Annotated in this window: 11 protein-coding genes and 1 riboswitch; of the genes, 8 read left to right on the top strand and 3 right to left on the bottom strand. The window is 72.9% G+C overall.

Translation table 11 applies throughout. The features are described 5' to 3' along the window. Positions 1-40: 40 nt before the first annotated feature. Positions 41-266: riboswitch (cobalamin riboswitch) on the bottom strand. A gap of 353 nt (positions 267-619) precedes the next feature. Both ACFO4E_RS11950 and ACFO4E_RS11945 read left to right on the top strand, forming a co-directional pair. Beyond that, complete coding sequence (locus tag ACFO4E_RS11950; protein ID WP_378573899.1) at positions 620-2098, top strand: polysaccharide deacetylase family protein; 1479 nt, start codon at positions 620-622, stop codon at positions 2096-2098. Between the two features lie 282 nt (positions 2099-2380). Continuing rightward, positions 2381-3037 (top strand): DUF6461 domain-containing protein, encoded by a 657-nt coding sequence (locus ACFO4E_RS11945; protein WP_378573897.1) that lies wholly within the window; start codon positions 2381-2383, stop codon positions 3035-3037. A gap of 124 nt (positions 3038-3161) precedes the next feature. Here the strand turns inward: ACFO4E_RS11945 and ACFO4E_RS11940 are convergent, their stop codons facing one another. The 3 genes from ACFO4E_RS11940 to ACFO4E_RS11930 all read right to left on the bottom strand — a co-directional run bounded on the left by ACFO4E_RS11940 (position 3162) and on the right by ACFO4E_RS11930 (position 7179). Continuing rightward, the gene (locus tag ACFO4E_RS11940; RefSeq protein WP_378573896.1) at positions 3162-4340 is read right to left on the bottom strand and encodes a quinone-dependent dihydroorotate dehydrogenase; all 1179 of its coding nucleotides are present in this window, start codon (positions 4338-4340) and stop codon (positions 3162-3164) included. 10 nt (positions 4341-4350) lie between these two features. Further along, the gene (locus ACFO4E_RS11935) at positions 4351-5277 is read right to left on the bottom strand and encodes a proteasome assembly chaperone family protein (protein WP_378573894.1); all 927 of its coding nucleotides are present in this window, start codon (positions 5275-5277) and stop codon (positions 4351-4353) included. Positions 5278-5409: 132 nt separating this feature from the next. Next, entirely contained in the window at positions 5410-7179 is a 1770-nt protein-coding gene (locus tag ACFO4E_RS11930; protein WP_378573893.1) for an ABC-ATPase domain-containing protein, read from the bottom strand. Positions 7180-7486: 307 nt separating this feature from the next. Between ACFO4E_RS11930 and ACFO4E_RS11925 the strand changes: the two genes are divergently transcribed. The 6 genes from ACFO4E_RS11925 to cas6e are packed head-to-tail and all read left to right on the top strand — an operon-like array spanning position 7487 to position 15561. Next, positions 7487-10384 carry a CRISPR-associated endonuclease Cas3'' gene (locus ACFO4E_RS11925; RefSeq protein WP_378573891.1) on the top strand — a complete coding sequence of 966 codons (2898 nt, stop codon included), beginning with the start codon at positions 7487-7489 and terminating at the stop codon, positions 10382-10384. Then, positions 10381-12147, top strand: a complete 1767-nt coding sequence (casA, locus tag ACFO4E_RS11920) for a type I-E CRISPR-associated protein Cse1/CasA (protein WP_378573889.1) — start codon at positions 10381-10383, stop codon at positions 12145-12147. The genes ACFO4E_RS11925 and casA overlap by 4 nt, the downstream gene beginning before the upstream one ends. Beyond that, positions 12144-12842, top strand: coding sequence for a type I-E CRISPR-associated protein Cse2/CasB (gene casB, locus ACFO4E_RS11915; RefSeq protein ID WP_378573888.1), 699 nt, complete (start codon positions 12144-12146; stop codon positions 12840-12842). Before casA ends, casB begins: the two co-directional genes overlap by 4 nt. 1 nt (position 12843) lies before the next feature. Continuing rightward, positions 12844-14013 (top strand): type I-E CRISPR-associated protein Cas7/Cse4/CasC, encoded by a 1170-nt coding sequence (cas7e, locus tag ACFO4E_RS11910; RefSeq protein WP_378573886.1) that lies wholly within the window; start codon positions 12844-12846, stop codon positions 14011-14013. Then, positions 14006-14806 (top strand): type I-E CRISPR-associated protein Cas5/CasD, encoded by an 801-nt coding sequence (gene cas5e, locus ACFO4E_RS11905; protein WP_378573884.1) that lies wholly within the window; start codon positions 14006-14008, stop codon positions 14804-14806. Before cas7e ends, cas5e begins: the two co-directional genes overlap by 8 nt. 2 nt (positions 14807-14808) lie before the next feature. Continuing rightward, the gene (gene cas6e, locus ACFO4E_RS11900; protein WP_378573882.1) at positions 14809-15561 is read left to right on the top strand and encodes a type I-E CRISPR-associated protein Cas6/Cse3/CasE; all 753 of its coding nucleotides are present in this window, start codon (positions 14809-14811) and stop codon (positions 15559-15561) included. The last annotated feature ends 293 nt before the right edge of the window (positions 15562-15854 follow it).

Raw genomic sequence — 15854 nt, 5'->3', positions numbered from 1 at the left:
GCCCTCCCGCGGGGCGCACGGACCACCGCGTCCGCATGGGTGCGGCCGCGGGCGATCGGCAGGTATTCGGACTCGCGGGCGCGGTGCGGCGGGGTTCCGCCGCTCCTCCTACCGGCCGTCGCTTCCCAGGCGCACGCGTGCGCCCAGTGCTGTTGACGGCTTTCGTTCCCACTCACCGCTGCGGGGCAGTCCCGGATTCCCACCGGGTTCCCTCTTGCGACCCCCACGGCCAGGCCGTGGGGCGTACCGATCGCGGTTGCCAGTATAGGGAGAGGCGGCCGGATACGGCCCCCTCCCCTCCCCGCCCTGGACGCGTGCCCCGCTCACGGTGGCCGCGCGGCGTGTCGCGGCGTGAGCACATTGCCCCGTTTATTACGCTCGCGGGTCTCCGCCCCTTTCATTCGGAGTTCCGGTCCCGGCGGACCGAGACGAAACCGATACCTGATCTTCCGAACCCGCAGGACCTTCGGGACCGACAAACGGAACAAACGGGCCCCAAGAAACACGAAGACGCGAGAGAACCCTTTCCTTGACGAACGACCCCGAACCCCCGCTCGCACCCACCCCCTCCCCCCCTGCCGACCGCGGCGGCGCCGCTCGAAGACCGCGTGTGGCGGTGATGTCCGCGGCTGCCGCGGCGGCGGTCGCGCTGGGGGTGGCCGCCTGCACCATCACCGACGCGGCGCAGAGCTCGGACTCCGGGGACGACCGCACACCGGCGAGCGGCCCCGCCGACGAGCTGACCGCCGTCGACCCGGACACCATCCCGGGCCTTGAGGAGGACGGGGCCGAGGACGAGGGCGGAGGCGTTTCGGTGACGCTGTCCTACCCGGTGATCCCCAACGCCGACCCGCTGGCGGAGCGGCTGGCGCAGATCGCCGAGCGCGACGCGGCGGACTTCGCCGGCGCCGTCCCGGGCGCCGAGGGCGTCTCCATCGACTGGCAGATCAGCGCCGCGGGCGACGGCGTCATCGCGGTGCGGCTCACGCAGGAGGAGACGGGTTCCGAGGGCGACCGCACGGGCTACTCCACCTACTGGTACGACACCTCCGACGGCCACACCGCCGCCTCCACCGAGCTGCTGGCGGGCGACGCGGAGCTCGCGGACCTCCACGCCCTGGTGCGCGCCGCCCTGGAGGACACCGACGGCGTCGACACCTCCGCGATCCAGCCGATCGCCCGGGTCTACGACTCGATGGGCTTCAACCCCGACGGCGACCTCGTCGTGGAATTCGACGAGGGGCAGGTCGCCCCGCTCGACGCCGGGCGGATCCGGGCCGTGGTGCCCGGCGCCGACGCCGACCCCTTGCTGTCGGAGTTCGGCGAGCGCGCCCAGGAGGCGGCCGTGGGCGTCACCCCCGAGTTCGCCGTGGACGAGCCGCCGACCGTCCCCAAGGACGACCCCTACCCCCCGGCGCCGGGAACGTCCCCGGGCGCCGCCGGCGACGACGTGGACTGCACCGCGGCCGGTTCCAAGTGCGTGGCGCTGACCTTCGACGACGGGCCCGGCGAGCGCACGGGAGAGGTGCTGGACGCCCTGGCCGAACACGACGCCAAGGCCACCTTCTTCGTTACCGGCGGCCCGGTCGGGCAGCACCCCGGCCTCGTCCGCCGGGCGTTCGCGGACGGGCACGAGATCGGCAACCACACCGTCGGCCACCCCGATCTCGCCGGCCTGGGCGCCGGCGGGATCCGCGCGGAGCTCGATCCGGTCACCGACGTCGTGCGGCGCGAGACCGGCTACACCATGGACCTGATGCGCCCGCCCTACGGCTCCACCAACGGCACGGTGGAGGAGGTCACCCGCGACCTGGGCACAGCGCAGATCCTGTGGAGCGTGGACACCAGGGACTGGAAGGACCGCGACGCCGACAAGGTGGCCGACCGCGCGGTCTCCGGAGCCGCACCGGGCGCGATCATCCTGATGCACGACATCCACGACTCCACCGTCGACGCCGTGCCCGACATCGTGGAGAGGCTGGACGAGAAGGGCTACACCATGGTCACGACCTCGCAGCTGCTCGGCGACACCGAGCCCGGGAACGCCTACCTCGACGCCGTTCCCGAGGCCGACGGCGCGGGCGACGGCGAGGGGTGAGGCGGGTGTGGCGCAGATGACGCCGCCCCTGGTACCGGTGCACCCCCGGACCGAGCGTAGTGTGGTTCGCCGTGGGTACGACGCTTCGGTTCCGCTCCCCCGACCCCGCTGCGGCGGGTCCCGCCGGCCGCGCCCGGCGCGTCCTGCCGCCGGGCCGGGCGGTACCCGGAATACGGCGCCCCAACCACGCGGCGGTGTCCTGAAGTGGCCCGCCGGTCGGGGATTCTCCCGGGAACCCGTCGTCCCAACGGGCACGTTCCCCTGGGTGACACCCACCACAGCATGAGCCAGGAAGTCGGAGGGGAAGGGCCGATGGCCGTCGCGTTCGCCCGTGACTACACATGGTTGCGGGAGACTCAGCCGGATCTCGCCGAAGCGTACTGTCTGTCCTATGTCCGGGGCCTCAGCAAGGCCGAGGCGCTAGGCCGCCTCGGCGTCGAGGAGCGCCGCCTTCGCTGCCTGCCGATCGCCGAGGCCGTCGAGGCGGGGCTGTGCTGCGAAGGGCGGCCGCCGCTGACCGTCCACGCCATGTCGGTGAACGGGTGGGCCGTCATCGTCGAGCCCACGGGCTGCCGCGCCACCCGGCCGGAGTCCTACCGTGCGCTGTCCGCCGAGACCGAGCTGGTGTCGGTCCGGGTGCTGATGGAGCACCGCTACGAGTTCCGCTGGGTGATCGACGGCGTCCTCCAGACGTTCTTCGACGCCCGCACCCCCGGCCTGCGCCGGGGCACCCGCCCCGATGCCCTCGGCGACCAGATGCTCTCGGTGGGGCTGTCGGAGGATACCCCCGCGCCCGACCCGGGCGCCGCCGCGCTGGCCCTGGCCGAACGGGTGACGGGCGTGCGCATCCGCTCCTCGCACCTGGCGGGCCCACTGCTGGGCGCCGAACTGGACGCCCCGGTCACTCTGGCCGCGAGCGCCGCGCACCCCCGGATCTGATCCTGGGGCCGCGCCCGCACGCCCGTCCGGTCGCTGGCGGGCGTGCGGGCGGCCCTTACGGCGGTGTGTGCGGCCCGGACCGGCGGTGCCCTCCGGCATGTGCCGTGTCGCGGGACCGCCGCCGTCAGTCGGCCGTGCCCACCGCGACCGTGCCGCCCGCGTGCGCGTCGGCACCGGGCCGGGCCGCATCGGTGCCCACGGCGTCGGCGATGGACGCGTGGCCCGCCGCGCGCGCGAGCCGCGCGAGTCCGGTGTTGATCCGCCGGGGCCACAGCGGACCGCCGTAGATCAGCCCCGTGTAGCCCTGCACCAGGGTCGCGCCGGCGCGGATGCGGTCCCAGGCGTCCTCTGGGGTCTCGATGCCGCCTACCGCCACGAGCACGAGCCGGTCGCCGACCCGGGCGCGCAGCCTCCGCAGGACGCCGAGCGAGCGCTCCTTGAGCGGCGCCCCCGACAACCCGCCGGCACCGGCGCTCTCGACCTCGGCGGTGCCGCTGGCCAGGCCGTCGCGCGCGATGGTGGTGTTGGTGGCGATGATGCCGTCGAGCCGGAGGTCGAGGGCGAGGACGGCCACGGCGTCGATGTCGTCGTCGACGAGGTCGGGGGCGATCTTCACGAGCAGCGCCACGCCCTCGTGCCCGGCGTCGTCGAGCGCCGTGCGCACGGCCGCCAGCAGCGGGCGCAGCCGCTCCACGGCCTGGAGGTCGCGCAGCCCGGGGGTGTTGGGCGAGCTGACGTTGACCACCATGTAGTCGGCGAACTCGGCGAGCCGCCGGGCGCTCGCGGCGTAGTCGGCGACGGCGCCGTCCTCGGGCACGGCCTTGGTCTTGCCGATGTTGACGCCGATGAGCGGGCGGGGGCGCCCGGTGCGGGCGCGGGCGTCCCACCGGGCGCGCCGGCGGCGCAGGCGGTCGGCGACGGCGATCGAGCCCTCGTTGTTGAACCCCATGCGGTTGACGATGGCGCGGTCGGCGGGCAGCCGGAACAGGCGCGGGCGCGGGTTGCCCGGCTGCGGGTGCGCGGTGACCGTGCCGATCTCGACGAAGCCGAAGCCCAGCGCGCTGAGGGAGTCGGGGCCCTCGGCGTTCTTGTCGAACCCCGCCGCGAGCCCGAGGGGCCCGGGGAATTCGCGGCCGAACGCGGTGACGGACAGCACGGGGTCGCGCGGGCCCAGGACGCGGGCCATGGCCCCGGCGGCGCCGGGCACCGCGCCGAGCCGGCGCAGGGCGCCGAAGCTCAGCCGGTGGACGGATTCGGCGTCGGTGTGCCGCAGGACGGCGTGGAACAGGTACCGGTAGAGCACGAGGACCTCATCAACCTTCCGCGCCGCGCTCGCGGTCGGCGAGGTAGCGTTCGAGTTCCGCGCCGAGCTCCTCGGCCGTGGGCAGGGCGGTTTCGTCGCCGGTGAACAGGGATCCGTCGGCGTCGTCGCGGGAATCCGCGTGCGCCGACATGTAGTCGTCGTATTGCCGCTCCAGATTACCGACGACCCTCTGCACTTCCTCGGAGGCCGCGACCTGCTGTTCGATCTCGGTGTCGGTCTCCTGAGCGGACGCGTGCAGCGCCTCGGCGGGCAGCGCCAGTCCGCTGACCCCGCCCAGGTGGTCGATGGCCGCGATGGCGGCGCGGGGGTACTCCGACTGGGACAGGTAGCTGGGCACGTGAACGGCGTAGCCGACGACGTCGTGCCCGGCCTGGCCGAGCCGGAACTCCAGCAGCGAGGCCGCGCTGGCGGGGACGTTGACCCGGCCGATCCAGGCGGTGTGGCCGGCCACCAGCTCCGGCCGGGTGCCGTGGGCGGTGACCGTGGCGGGCCGGGTGTGCGGCACCGCCATGGGGATGCCGTGCACACCGATGGTCAGGGAGACGGAGAACCGCTCGACCAGCTCGCGCACCGCCTCGGCGAAGCCCTCCCATTCGTGGTCGGGCTCCAGCCCGTACAGGAGGAGGAACGGGGTGTCCTCGGCGTCGCGCATCTGGTACAGGCCGAGTTTCGGGGGCTCGTAGTCGGTGTAGGTGTTCTCGACGAACGTCATCACGGGGCGGCGGGAGCGGTAGTCGAGCAGCCGGTCGATGTCGAAGGCGGCCACTTCCTCGGCGGTGAACTCCGCGAACAGGGCGTCGGCGGTCTGGCTGCCGACCGACCCCGCGTCCACGAACCCGTCGAGTACGACCAGCATGACCCTCGCGGTGACGTCGATACCGGGGCGGAGCTCATAGAGGTCTGCGGGATCACGCACCTGGAACTGTCTCCATTCGCACACGGGGTGGATCGGACGCCGGGGCGCGCCGGGCGAGAGGGGGGCGCGGCACGGTGCCGGATTCGTGGTCCAGGATACCGACCTGGGGCGATGCGCCCGTCCAGTGCCTGCTCACCCGGTTCCGAGTACGCGCAGGGTCCGCAGGCGGTTCAGGGCCGCGGCGACCTCGTGGCGCCGCGGCAGCGCGTAGTCGCCGGCGTAGCCGCGTCCCAGGGCAGCCGCGCCGCCGTCGGCCAGCCGGCGGTCGAGCAGGTCCAGGGCCTCGCTCAGCGGGCGGTCGTCGAGCAGGCCGTCCTCGGCGAGCAGCCGCATGGCCAGCCCCACCCCGATGATCTGGCCGGGGTCGACGAGCTGGGAGAGGGCGCGGACGTCGATGTCGGTCTCGCCGAAGGTGAGGACGTCCATGTCGCGGCGCTTGAGGCGGGCCCGCCCGCGCGCGGTGGGGTCGACCGAGGCGGGGTCGACGATGCGCTGGGCGGGCGGGGCGAACGCGGCGTCGCGGCGTTCGGCGGCGAGCTCGCGGGCGCGGTCGGTGACGTCGTAGGGGCGGTAGCCGTCGAGCATGACGACGTGGTCGGCGACGTCGAAGTAGTCGCCGCTGCCGCCCATGACCAGGACGGTGGAGACGCCGTGGTCGCGGTGGAGCGGCCGGACGAGGTCGATGAAGGGGGTGAGGGGCTCGCGGTCGCCGTGCACCAGCGCCTGCATGCGGGAGTCGCGGATCATCAGGTTGGTGGCGGTGGTGTCCTCGTCGACGAGGAGGGTGCGCGCACCGGCTTCGAACGCCTCGGCGATGTTGGCGGCCTGGGACGTGGATCCGGAGGCGTTCTCGGTGGAGAAGTCGGTGGTGTCGGCGCCGGTGGGCAGGTTGCGGACGAACGCGCTGACGTCGGTCCGCTCGACCCGGCGGCCTTCCTCGGCGCGGATCTTGACGGCGTCGGGGCGGGTGGCGACGAGTTCGCGGCCGTCGCCGGGGATGTGGTCGTAGACGCCGCGTTCGAGGGCGTGCAGGAGGGTGGACTTGCCGTGGAAGCCGCCGCCGACGATCAGCGTGATGCCTTCGGGGACGCCCAGCCCGGTGACCCGGCCCGCGTGCGGGAGGTCGACCGCGACCCGCAGGGAGTCGGGGGCCCGGAACGCCACGGCGGCGCCGTCCATGGGCAGGTCGCTGACGCCGCTGCGGCGCGGCAGCACGGCGCCGTCGGCGACGAAGGCGACCAGGCCCAGCCCGGCCAGCCGGTCGCGCAGCGCCACGGTGTCCTCGACGGTGTCGGCGAAGGCGGTGGCGGTGCCGGGGTCGAGTTCGCTCCAGCGCACGGCCTCGACCATCGCGGGCAGGCGGTCGCACAGTTCGCGTTCGGCGGTGCGGGCGTCGATGCGCCGCCCGCGCCCGGGGAGCTCGATGCCCAGGCGCAGGACCATCGCGCCGCTGTCGTCGATGCGGCCGGCGGAGCGCTCGATGACCTCCTGCCCACCGGAGTCGATGCGCAGCCGGGCGCCTTTGAGGCTGCGGTGGGCGAGGCGGACGAGGTGGTCGGCGGTCGCCCGGCGGCGCACGGCCGGGTGCAGCGCGTGCACGGGCAGGCCGGCGACGGGGCCGGGGATGCGCACCGCGATCCGGGAGGGCGGCGCGAAGGGGTCGGACTGGACGCGTTCGACGGTCAGGACGAAGTGGCCGAAATCCCAGTCGCCGGCGAGCGACTTGTAGCGCCCGTAGGAGGCGCCCTCCATGCGGCGCAGCTCCTCGGTGAGCCGGGCGAGGTCGCGGGTCCCGCGGATCGCCGGCGCCGAGCGGTCGGGGCGGCCGGCCCCCGCAGGGCGTCCGCGGCCGTCGGGACGGCCCCCGTAACGGCGTTCCTGGCCGCCGATGCCTCCGGGCATGACGAGACGCTCCCTTTCGATGGCTGGTCGTCGGCGTGGCCCTGATGCCACGACACCCTGGGATCGGATGGTATGCGCCGCCGCCGCGCCGCGAGTCCGTCCATCCACAAGGTGGCCTATCACACTCCGTGTCGGGCCTTCCGGAGCCGGGGCGCGGCGTGCCGGAGAAGCGGGTGGGAAAGCGGGTGGCGGGCGCGCTGGGGGCGGATGCTACCCCGCCCGGACAGGTAATTCGCCAATACCCGTGAAATGGCCGATACCGGCTGCCTCGCTTTCCTTGTCACCGGGGCGCGATAGAGGTTTCTCCATGACCACGGACGCGCTGTTCCCTTCCCCTGCCGCCCGCACCATTTGGGGCAAAACCGGCAAATACAGCAAAACGTACACGGCGACCGACTGGCATCCGCTCCTCGCGCACATGCTCGACACGATGCACATCGCCGACCGCCTCTGGGAGCACTACTTAGCGCGGTCATTGCGCGAACGCTTCTCCGCCGGGCTCACCGGCGGCACCGGTGCCGGCGAATCTGCCGGCCGTGCGGCCTTCCGGTGGCTCGCGGCGCTCCACGACATCGGCAAGGCCACCCCGGGGTTCCAGTCCTTCAGCACCCACCGCTTTCCCGACGTGCTGCGGCTGCTGCCGCTTTCGGTCCACCATGAACCGCAGCGCCACGAGTTGATGTCGGCGCACCTGGTCCGGATCTTCCTCGAAAAGAAGTCGTGGCCGCCCGAGTCGATCGACTGGGTGGCCAATGTGGTCGGCGGGCACCACGGCGTCTTTCCGCCGCCCGGATTCGCCACCACGCGCCGCTCCGCGAGCCAGCTCGGCGGCGGCAACTGGCGCGAGGTGCAGGGGGAGCTCTTCACCCACGCGACCCGGCTCTCGGGGGTGGATTTGTCCTTGCTCTCGGCGAACACTCCCGACATCGGCGCCCAGATGGCGATCTCCGGAGCCGTGATCGTCGCCGATTGGCTGGCAAGCGACGAGACGCTCTTCCCCTATGGCAACAGCTGGCCGTCGGACTACCCCGCCGACTCCGCGCGGATCTCGGCGCGCTTCCGCTCCACCATGCACCTGGGCGACGTGTGGCGGCCCGCTCCGCCGGCCGACGCCCGCACGCTCTACGCACAGCGCTTCGAGATCAACGAGCCGCGGTCCACTCAGGTCCTCGCCCACGACCTCGCCGTCGAAGCCCCGACCCCCGGGCTGATGATCGTCGAGGCGCCCACCGGCGAGGGCAAGACCGAGGCCGCCTTGGCGGCCGCCGAAGTGCTCGCGGCACGGTTCGGCTTCAACGGGCTGTTCTTCGCCCTGCCCACCCAGGCCACCGCCAACAGCGTGTTCGACCGGGTACTCGGCCGCTGGCTGAAAACGCAGCATCCCCGGCCGACGGTGGGGCTGGCCCACGGCAAGGCCCGACGCCACCCGGGTTACGGGAAACTCCTGTCCGGCATCGGCGAGACCCAGGACGACGCCTACGCCGCCTCGACCTGGATGCGCGGCGCCAAGCTCGCGCTCCTGGCCCCCGTGGTGGTCGGCACCATCGACCAGCTGCTCTTCGCCGGGGTATCGGCCCGGCACGTCATGCTCCGCCACATCGGCCTGGCGAACAAGGTCGTGGTCATCGACGAAATACACGCCTACGACGCCTACATGTCGGCGATCCTGTGCAAGGTGCTGCACTGGCTGGGGCGGCACGGCGTGCCGGTGCTCCTGCTCTCGGCGACCCTGCCCGAGGCCCAGCGCCACGAACTGCTTGGTGCCTACACCGGCGCCGCGAAGGTCGAGGTGCAGGGGTCGGGTTACCCCCGGATCACCTGGGCGCCGGTGCCCGACGACGAGCAGCGCGAGGCGTTCGGCGAACCGGCCGACGCGGATGAGGCGGCGCTCCCGTTGCAGGCGTGCTCCCGCCCGGCCACGACCGCCCGCGGCGGTAACCTCACCGTGGAGTTCGCGCCCGAGCCGGCCGACGCCGCGACCCACGTGGCCGATCTGGTGTCGGAGCTGATCTCCGGCGGTACCGATCCCGCCGATCCCACCCGCGCCTCCGACGCCACGGGCCACGGCTGCGTGCTGGTGCTGCGCAACACCGTCAAACGCGCTCAGGCGGCGTTCGACGCGTTGAGCGCCCGGTTCCCCGGCGAGGTCACCCTCACCCACGCCAGGTTCACCGCGGCCGACCGGGCCCGGCTCGACGCCGACCTCACGCGCCGCTTCGGCCCGCCGGAGCGCGCTCCCGGAGGCGAGATCGTCGCGGAGAACCCGCACCGGCCGCGGCGGCACATCGTCGTTGCCACGCAGGTCGCGGAACAGTCACTCGACGTCGACTTCGACGTGCTGGTCACCGACCTCGCACCCGTCGACCTGCTCCTCCAGCGCGCCGGACGCTGCCACCGCCACGACCGCCCCGGACCGCGGCCCGCCGGGCTGGAGGGGCCGCGGATGATCATCACCGGGTACCGCACGGGCGCCCCCGGCGCACCGCCCGCCTTCCCCAACGGGGACGGCTACCCGTACCGCCACCACCTGCTGCTGCGCACGCTGGCCGACCTCCAGGACCGGCCGCGAGCGTCGGCCCCGGAGGGTGTCACGCGCCGGGCGGTAGGTGTCGGTGTGCCGGCGGACGTCCCGGCCCTGATCGCCTCGGTCTACGGAACCTCCGACCTCGGCCCCGATACTTGGCGGGCCGCCATGGCCGCCGCCGAGGCCTCGTCCCGGCGGGACGATGAGAAGCTGCGGGTCCTGGCGGGGTCCGTGCTCATCGCGACCCCCGAACCCGGCCGCTTCGGCCTGGACCAGGTCCAGCAGCACGGCGGCGACCACGACGCCGACGACGAAGAGCAGGTCGCCCGGCGGCTGCCCGTCCGCCCCGGAGCCCCGAGCGTCGAGGTCCTGTTGCTGCGTCGCACCGGCGACTCCACGGCCGAGACCGTCTCGCTCCCGGCCGAGGGGGAGATGCCCCTCGCCGTCCCCCTCAACCGGACACCGACCGACGACGAGAAAGACGCGATCCTGGGCCAGGCGATCCGGCTGTCCGCCGACCGGGTCGACACCGCGACGCTGGCCTCACCGCGCGGCTGGCGGCGGGCGCCGTGGTGCTCGGGTTTGAAGGTACTTTTCCTCAACCCGAAATCCGACGACGCCCAGCAGAAGGGACGCACCTACCGCTACTCCCCCTACACAGGCTGGCAGGAGACCACGTGACGGACCGGTTCTCGTTCAACCTGGCCGACGAGGCGTGGCTGCCCTTCATCGGCACCGACGGCAAACCCGGCACCGCGTCGCTGCGCGACGCGCTGACACAGGCGCACCTCATCCGCGATCTCGTGGTCGACGCGCCCACGCAGTACCCCGCGCTCATCCGCCTCCTGCTGGCCGTCCTCCACCGTTCTCTGGGGAGGTCGAAGGGAACCCAGGTCGGGACCTATCCCCCGAACCAGAAGGGCTGGGCACTCTGGCTCAAAGCGGCGCTACCGCCAGCCGACCTCATCGACGACTACCTCGGCCACTGGCGCGGGCGCTTCGATCTGTTCGATGCACATGAGCCGTTCTTCCAGGCTGCCGGGCTGACGACCGGCAAGGGCACGCCCCAGGGCAGGACTGTCGGCCTCCTCGTGCCCTTCGTGTCCTCGGGTAACAACGCACCGATCTTCTCCTCCGCACGCGACGACGCCCCCGCGCCGCTCACTCCCGGCCAGGCCGCGCGCTGGCTGGTGCACGCCCACGCCTGGGACACAGCGGGGATCAAGACGGGGGCGCGCGGAGACCCCGAGGCCACGGGTGGCAAGGTCTACAGGAACCCCACCGGCCCACTCGGCGCGCTCGGCGTCGTCGTGCTCACCGGTGCCACCCTCTGGGAGACGCTGGCGCTCAACCTGGTGTACCAGGAAGGCTGGCCGGACGCCGATCTTCCGGTGTGGGAGCGCGAACCGCTGACGGCGGCGTGGGAGGAGCGCCCGGCCACCGGGCTGCTCGACCTCTACACATGGCCGGGCCGGCGGATCCGGCTGCTCCCGGACGCCCTCGACGGCGCTACCCGGGTCCGGCGCGTCCTGGTCTGCGCGGGCGACCGGCTCCGGCACGAGCGGCTGCACACCCTCGAACCGCACACCGCATGGCGGGCGAACGCGGCACCGGCCAAGACCGCACGGAAGAAGGAGAAGAAGAAAGAGCAGAAGCCGGCGGACGGCCGCCGCACAGACGATCCGGACGGCGGGGACGCCACCGACCTCTACCGCCCGATCCGGCACCTGCCCGGAGAGCAGCTGTGGCGCGGACTCGGCGGAATCCTCGGCGTCGCCGAGGGCAAGGCGAGCGGGCAACGCGGCATGCTGCCCCCGCGCCAGGTGGCACGGCTCAACGCGGTGCGCGGGCTGCCCCCCGACAAGATCATCCGTGTGCACGCCTCAGGTATCGCCTACGGCAACCAGAATGCGGTCATCGACGAGACCTACGACGACGTCCTCCCCCTGCCGGTCGCGGTCCTGCGGTCGGAGGGCCACCCGGTCCTGGCCGAGACGGCGCTCGACGCCGTCGACCGCACGAAGAACGCCGCGTGGACCCTCGGGCGGCTGGCGTCGGACGTCGCCTTCGTCTCAGGCGCCGACGAGCCCACGCAGAAGTCCCGGGGCACCAAGGCCCACGAACGGCTCTACGCCGCACTCGACCAGCCGTTCCGGGCATGGGTGCAGACCCTCACCGACGACGACCTGGCCGATGAACTGGCGGCGGACTGGCAGCGTAGGGCCGCCAACACAGTGCAGCGGATCGCGGACGAACTCCTCCACCACGCCCCGCCCGGAGCGCACCGGACCCGCTGGCGGCCGGGGAAGAAGCCCTCCACCAAGGACCCGGTGAACGCCGCCCTGGCCGAACGGGAGTTCCGGCGGCGGCTCCGCCGCCATCTTCCTCTGGCGTTCCCCCCGGAGACCGCCCCACCCCCTCACGGAAACGGAGACAGCGCATGACCAAGGCCGACCACGCCTGGAAGGGCCGCATGGAACGCGTGCTCGGCGAGTTGCGCACGGCCCAAGGCGCTGCGGCGCACGACGCCCCCGAGCGGCTGGCACGCTGGCGCCGCGGCCTGGGACGGACACCGGAGGAGACCCCGGTGCTCGCCCCGGAGGTGGCGCGGATCGCCGACCCCGCCGCGTTCCGGGACCCCAAGCGGCTCCGCTCCCACGAGGCGGCCGTCCACCACGCCCTGACGCTCCTCGCGGTCCACCAGCAATCCGCCGACCGGGTGATGCACCAGCGGGGCGGCGGACAGGGTGCCGTCCGGGCGTCGATGGGCCGCGCCTGCCGCGAGCTGTGCGTGCGCAGATCGTCGTCGGGGGGCGGGGAGGGGAGCCCGGCAAGGAAACCGGCGCAGCCGCAGTTCGCCTCGGAGAACGCCGGGATCGTCCGCCGTCTGGAGGCGGCCATCACCGCGCACTCCACCACCGAGCTCGTCGGCCATCTGCGCGGGCTCATCCCCATGCTCCGCAAGGAGGGCATCCCCCTCGACTACGTGCAGCTCGCCGACGACATCGACGCCTGGTCCCGCCCGAAGGGGCGCGGCTACGCGGCGATGCGCTGGGGCCGCGACTTCTACGCCACCGCCCACACCGGATCCCCGTCCGGAACCGACACGACCGACACCCCCGTATCCGATGAGGAATGACATGGCTTTTCTCGACGTCCACGCCCTCCAGGTGGTCCCGCCCGCCAACATCAACCGGGATGACAACGGCAGCCCCAAGACCGCCGTGTACGGCGGTGCGCGGCGGCTGCGCGTCTCGTCCCAGGCGTGGAAGCGGGCGACCCGCAAAGCGCTGGAGTCCGAGGTCGCCGGGGCCGCGGTACCGATCTCGCAGCGCACCAAACGGCTGCCGGAGATCGTGGCCCGCGAACTCGGCGAGCGCGCCCCCGGCCTCGGTGAACACGCGGCCGTCATCGCCGAGGCCGCTGTACGGTCGGTGTTCGAGGTCAAGACGGCCAAGAAGAACGGCCGGACCGCCACCGACTACCTCCTGTTCCTCGGTGTGGACCAGCGCACGCGGCTGGTCGACGCCCTGCTGGGCGCCAAGGACGACCTCCGGGCCGCGGCCGGGAACGCCAAGAACCTGGACAAGCTACTCAAGGACCTCGGCCTCCGGGCCACGATCGCCACCGGGCATCCGCCCGCGGTCGCGATGTTCGGCCGGATGATCGCGACCGAGCCCACCCTCAACGTCGACGCGGCCTGCCAGGTGGCGCACGCGATCTCCACGCACGAGGTGGAATCGGAGTTCGACTACTACACCGCAGTGGACGACGCCGACAACGACGCCGACGAGACCGGCGCCGGGATGATCGGAACCATCGAGTTCAACGCCGCGACCATGTACCGGTACGCGACGGTAGATCTGCGATCGCTCGCCGAGAACCTGGGCGGCGATCTGGGGTACGCGGCCGACATGGCGGTGGCATTCGCCCGCTCGTTCCTGCTCAGCATGCCCACGGGCAAGCGGACGAGCTTCGCGAACAACACCCGGCCCGACTTCGCCCTGGTGTCGGTGCGGCGCGACCAGCCGGTGAGCCTGGCCGCGGCGTTCGAGCACCCCGTGTTCGGAGGCTCCTCCGGGCACCTGGCGGAATCGGTGCGCCGACTGGTCGGTCACCACGCCAACCAGGACGCGGCCTATGGGACGTCGCCCGAGTTCAGTGCGGCCGTCTACCCCGCGTGGCTGGCGGATGGCGAGCGGGTGGGGACGGGGACGGTATCGCCGCTCCCGGCCGCACACCCGCTGCCCGAGGCGCTGACCGAGGCCCGGCGGCAGGTGGCGCGGCTGATCGGCGTGGCCGATGCCTGACGTGCTCGCACTGGTCCTCAGCAGCCCGTTGCAGTCGTGGGGCGTGGCCACCAGGTACAACACGCGGGGCACGCTGTCGCAGCCGACGAAGTCGGGGGTGATCGGCCTGTGCGCGGCGGCCCTCGGCCGCCCGCGCGGCGCCGACCTGTCCGACCTCGCGGCGCTGCGCTTCGGCGTGCGCGTGGACCGGCCGGGGACCCTGCTCGTGGACTACCACACCATGTCCGCGGCGTCCCACGGGCCGCTCGACCCGCAACGGCAACGGTTGCCGACCGCCGACGGGAAGACGCCGCTGAAGCCGGGCGAAGGGAAGGTGTCGCGGCGGCACTACCTCCAGGACGCGGTCTTCGTCGCGGCGTTCGAGGGCGAGGGCCCCAGACAGGCGGCGCTCCTCGCCGCCGTGCGGGACGCCCTTAAGGCGCCCCGATACCCGCTCTCACTCGGTCGCCGCTCCTGCCCGCCCGACCGGCCGGTGCTGGTGGGACTCTTCAGCGGGATCGCCTTGGAGCGCTCCTTGCAGGACATGGACGACGGGATCCCGTGGGAGGGCGCCACCGCATGGCAGAAGTGGGCGGCGGAGCGCGACGGGGTCGAGCCGACACCGCCGGGCCCGCTGCCGGTCACCGTGGACGATCCTGAGGGCGACGACCTCTACCCGGACCTCCCCGCCGGCGGCGAGGCGTTCAACCGGGTCTTCGGGCAGCGACCGGTGCGACATCTGGTCACGACGGACGCCGGACCGCCGAGGTTCGACGGCGACGACGCCATGGACCTGCTGGACGGGGAGGACTGAGGATGTATCTGACCAGGACGTTCATCAACCCGCGGCGCCAAGGCGCCGTGCGCTACCTCGGGAGTCCGCAGCTGGTGCACGCGTCGGTCCTCCAGGCGTTCCCGCGCACCCCGCCGACCGACGCCGCCGCGGGACCGCGCGTGCTGTGGCGGCTGGACACCGACGACTGGCGCCGCCCGGTGCTGTGGATGGTCTCACCGGACAAGCCCGATTTGCACCATGTGGTCGACCCGTACGGCTGGCCGGCCTCGGACGCGCCCTTCGAAAGCCGGGAGTACGCCCCGTTGCTGGACCGGATCGCGGAGGGTCACCGGTACGTGTTCCGGGCGACGGTGAACCCGACCAAGACGCAGCCGGGAAAGCTCAAGGAAGGGCTGGAGGACGAGGGCCGACGGGAGCGCGGCACCGTCGTCCCGCTGGTCGGCGCCGACAGCCAGATCGGCTGGTTCGCCGACCGCGCGCGGGGCTGGGGGTTCGAGCTCCTCCGGAGTTCGGCTCCACTGCCTGTTACGGCCTTGGCGGGCGACGGAGCCGAGCCGGAGATGGCCTACGCGGTCGAGACGAGGGACAGCCGCAAACTCCGATTCTGGAGATCGGCCGCCAAGAGCCGACCGGTCGTCATCCGCACGGTGACGCTGGAAGGCCTCCTCCGCGTCACCGATCCGGAGGCCTTCCGCCGGACACTCACCGGCGGAATCGGCCGGGCGAAGGCCTATGGGTGCGGCCTGGTCACCCTGGCCTCGGCGCACAGGTGAAGGGTGAGGAACGCTTCGTGGGGCTGGGCACCATCGTCCACCGAACGGTATTCGGCCGCCACGAAACCCCAGCTCACTCAGTGTCCGCCCCGCAGACGCGGGGATGAACCGGGCCGCTTACCACGTCCGGAGCGGGAGCGGATGTCCGCCCCGCAGACGCGGGGATGAACCGAACGTCAGAAGCAGCCGGGTATCGGCGGCGTAGTCCGCCCCGCAGACGCGGGGATGAACCGTTCTCGGCGAATCGGTAGGTGCTCATCGTCCGGTTCGCCCCGCAGACGCGGGGATGAACC

It is taken from the genome of Nocardiopsis mangrovi (genome assembly GCF_042653925.1).
Classification (GTDB): Bacteria; Actinomycetota; Actinomycetes; order Streptosporangiales; family Streptosporangiaceae; genus Nocardiopsis_B; species Nocardiopsis_B mangrovi.
This window is presented reverse-complemented; position numbering and strand designations above follow the sequence as displayed.

Bases quoted from the DNA above. Each gene is read 5' to 3' on its own strand.
- ACFO4E_RS11930 (WP_378573893.1), bottom strand. From the start codon at position 7,179: ATGCCCGGAGGCATCGGCGGCCAGGAACGCCGTTACGGGGGCCGTCCC.
- casB (WP_378573888.1), top strand. From the start codon at position 12,144: ATGACCAAGGCCGACCACGCCTGGAAGGGCCGCATGGAACGCGTGCTC.
- cas6e (WP_378573882.1), top strand. From the start codon at position 14,809: ATGTATCTGACCAGGACGTTCATCAACCCGCGGCGCCAAGGCGCCGTG.
- cas7e (WP_378573886.1), top strand. From the start codon at position 12,844: ATGGCTTTTCTCGACGTCCACGCCCTCCAGGTGGTCCCGCCCGCCAAC.
- ACFO4E_RS11925 (WP_378573891.1), top strand. From the start codon at position 7,487: ATGACCACGGACGCGCTGTTCCCTTCCCCTGCCGCCCGCACCATTTGG.
- ACFO4E_RS11950 (WP_378573899.1), top strand. From the start codon at position 620: ATGTCCGCGGCTGCCGCGGCGGCGGTCGCGCTGGGGGTGGCCGCCTGC.
- cas5e (WP_378573884.1), top strand. From the start codon at position 14,006: ATGCCTGACGTGCTCGCACTGGTCCTCAGCAGCCCGTTGCAGTCGTGG.
- ACFO4E_RS11945 (WP_378573897.1), top strand. From the start codon at position 2,381: ATGAGCCAGGAAGTCGGAGGGGAAGGGCCGATGGCCGTCGCGTTCGCC.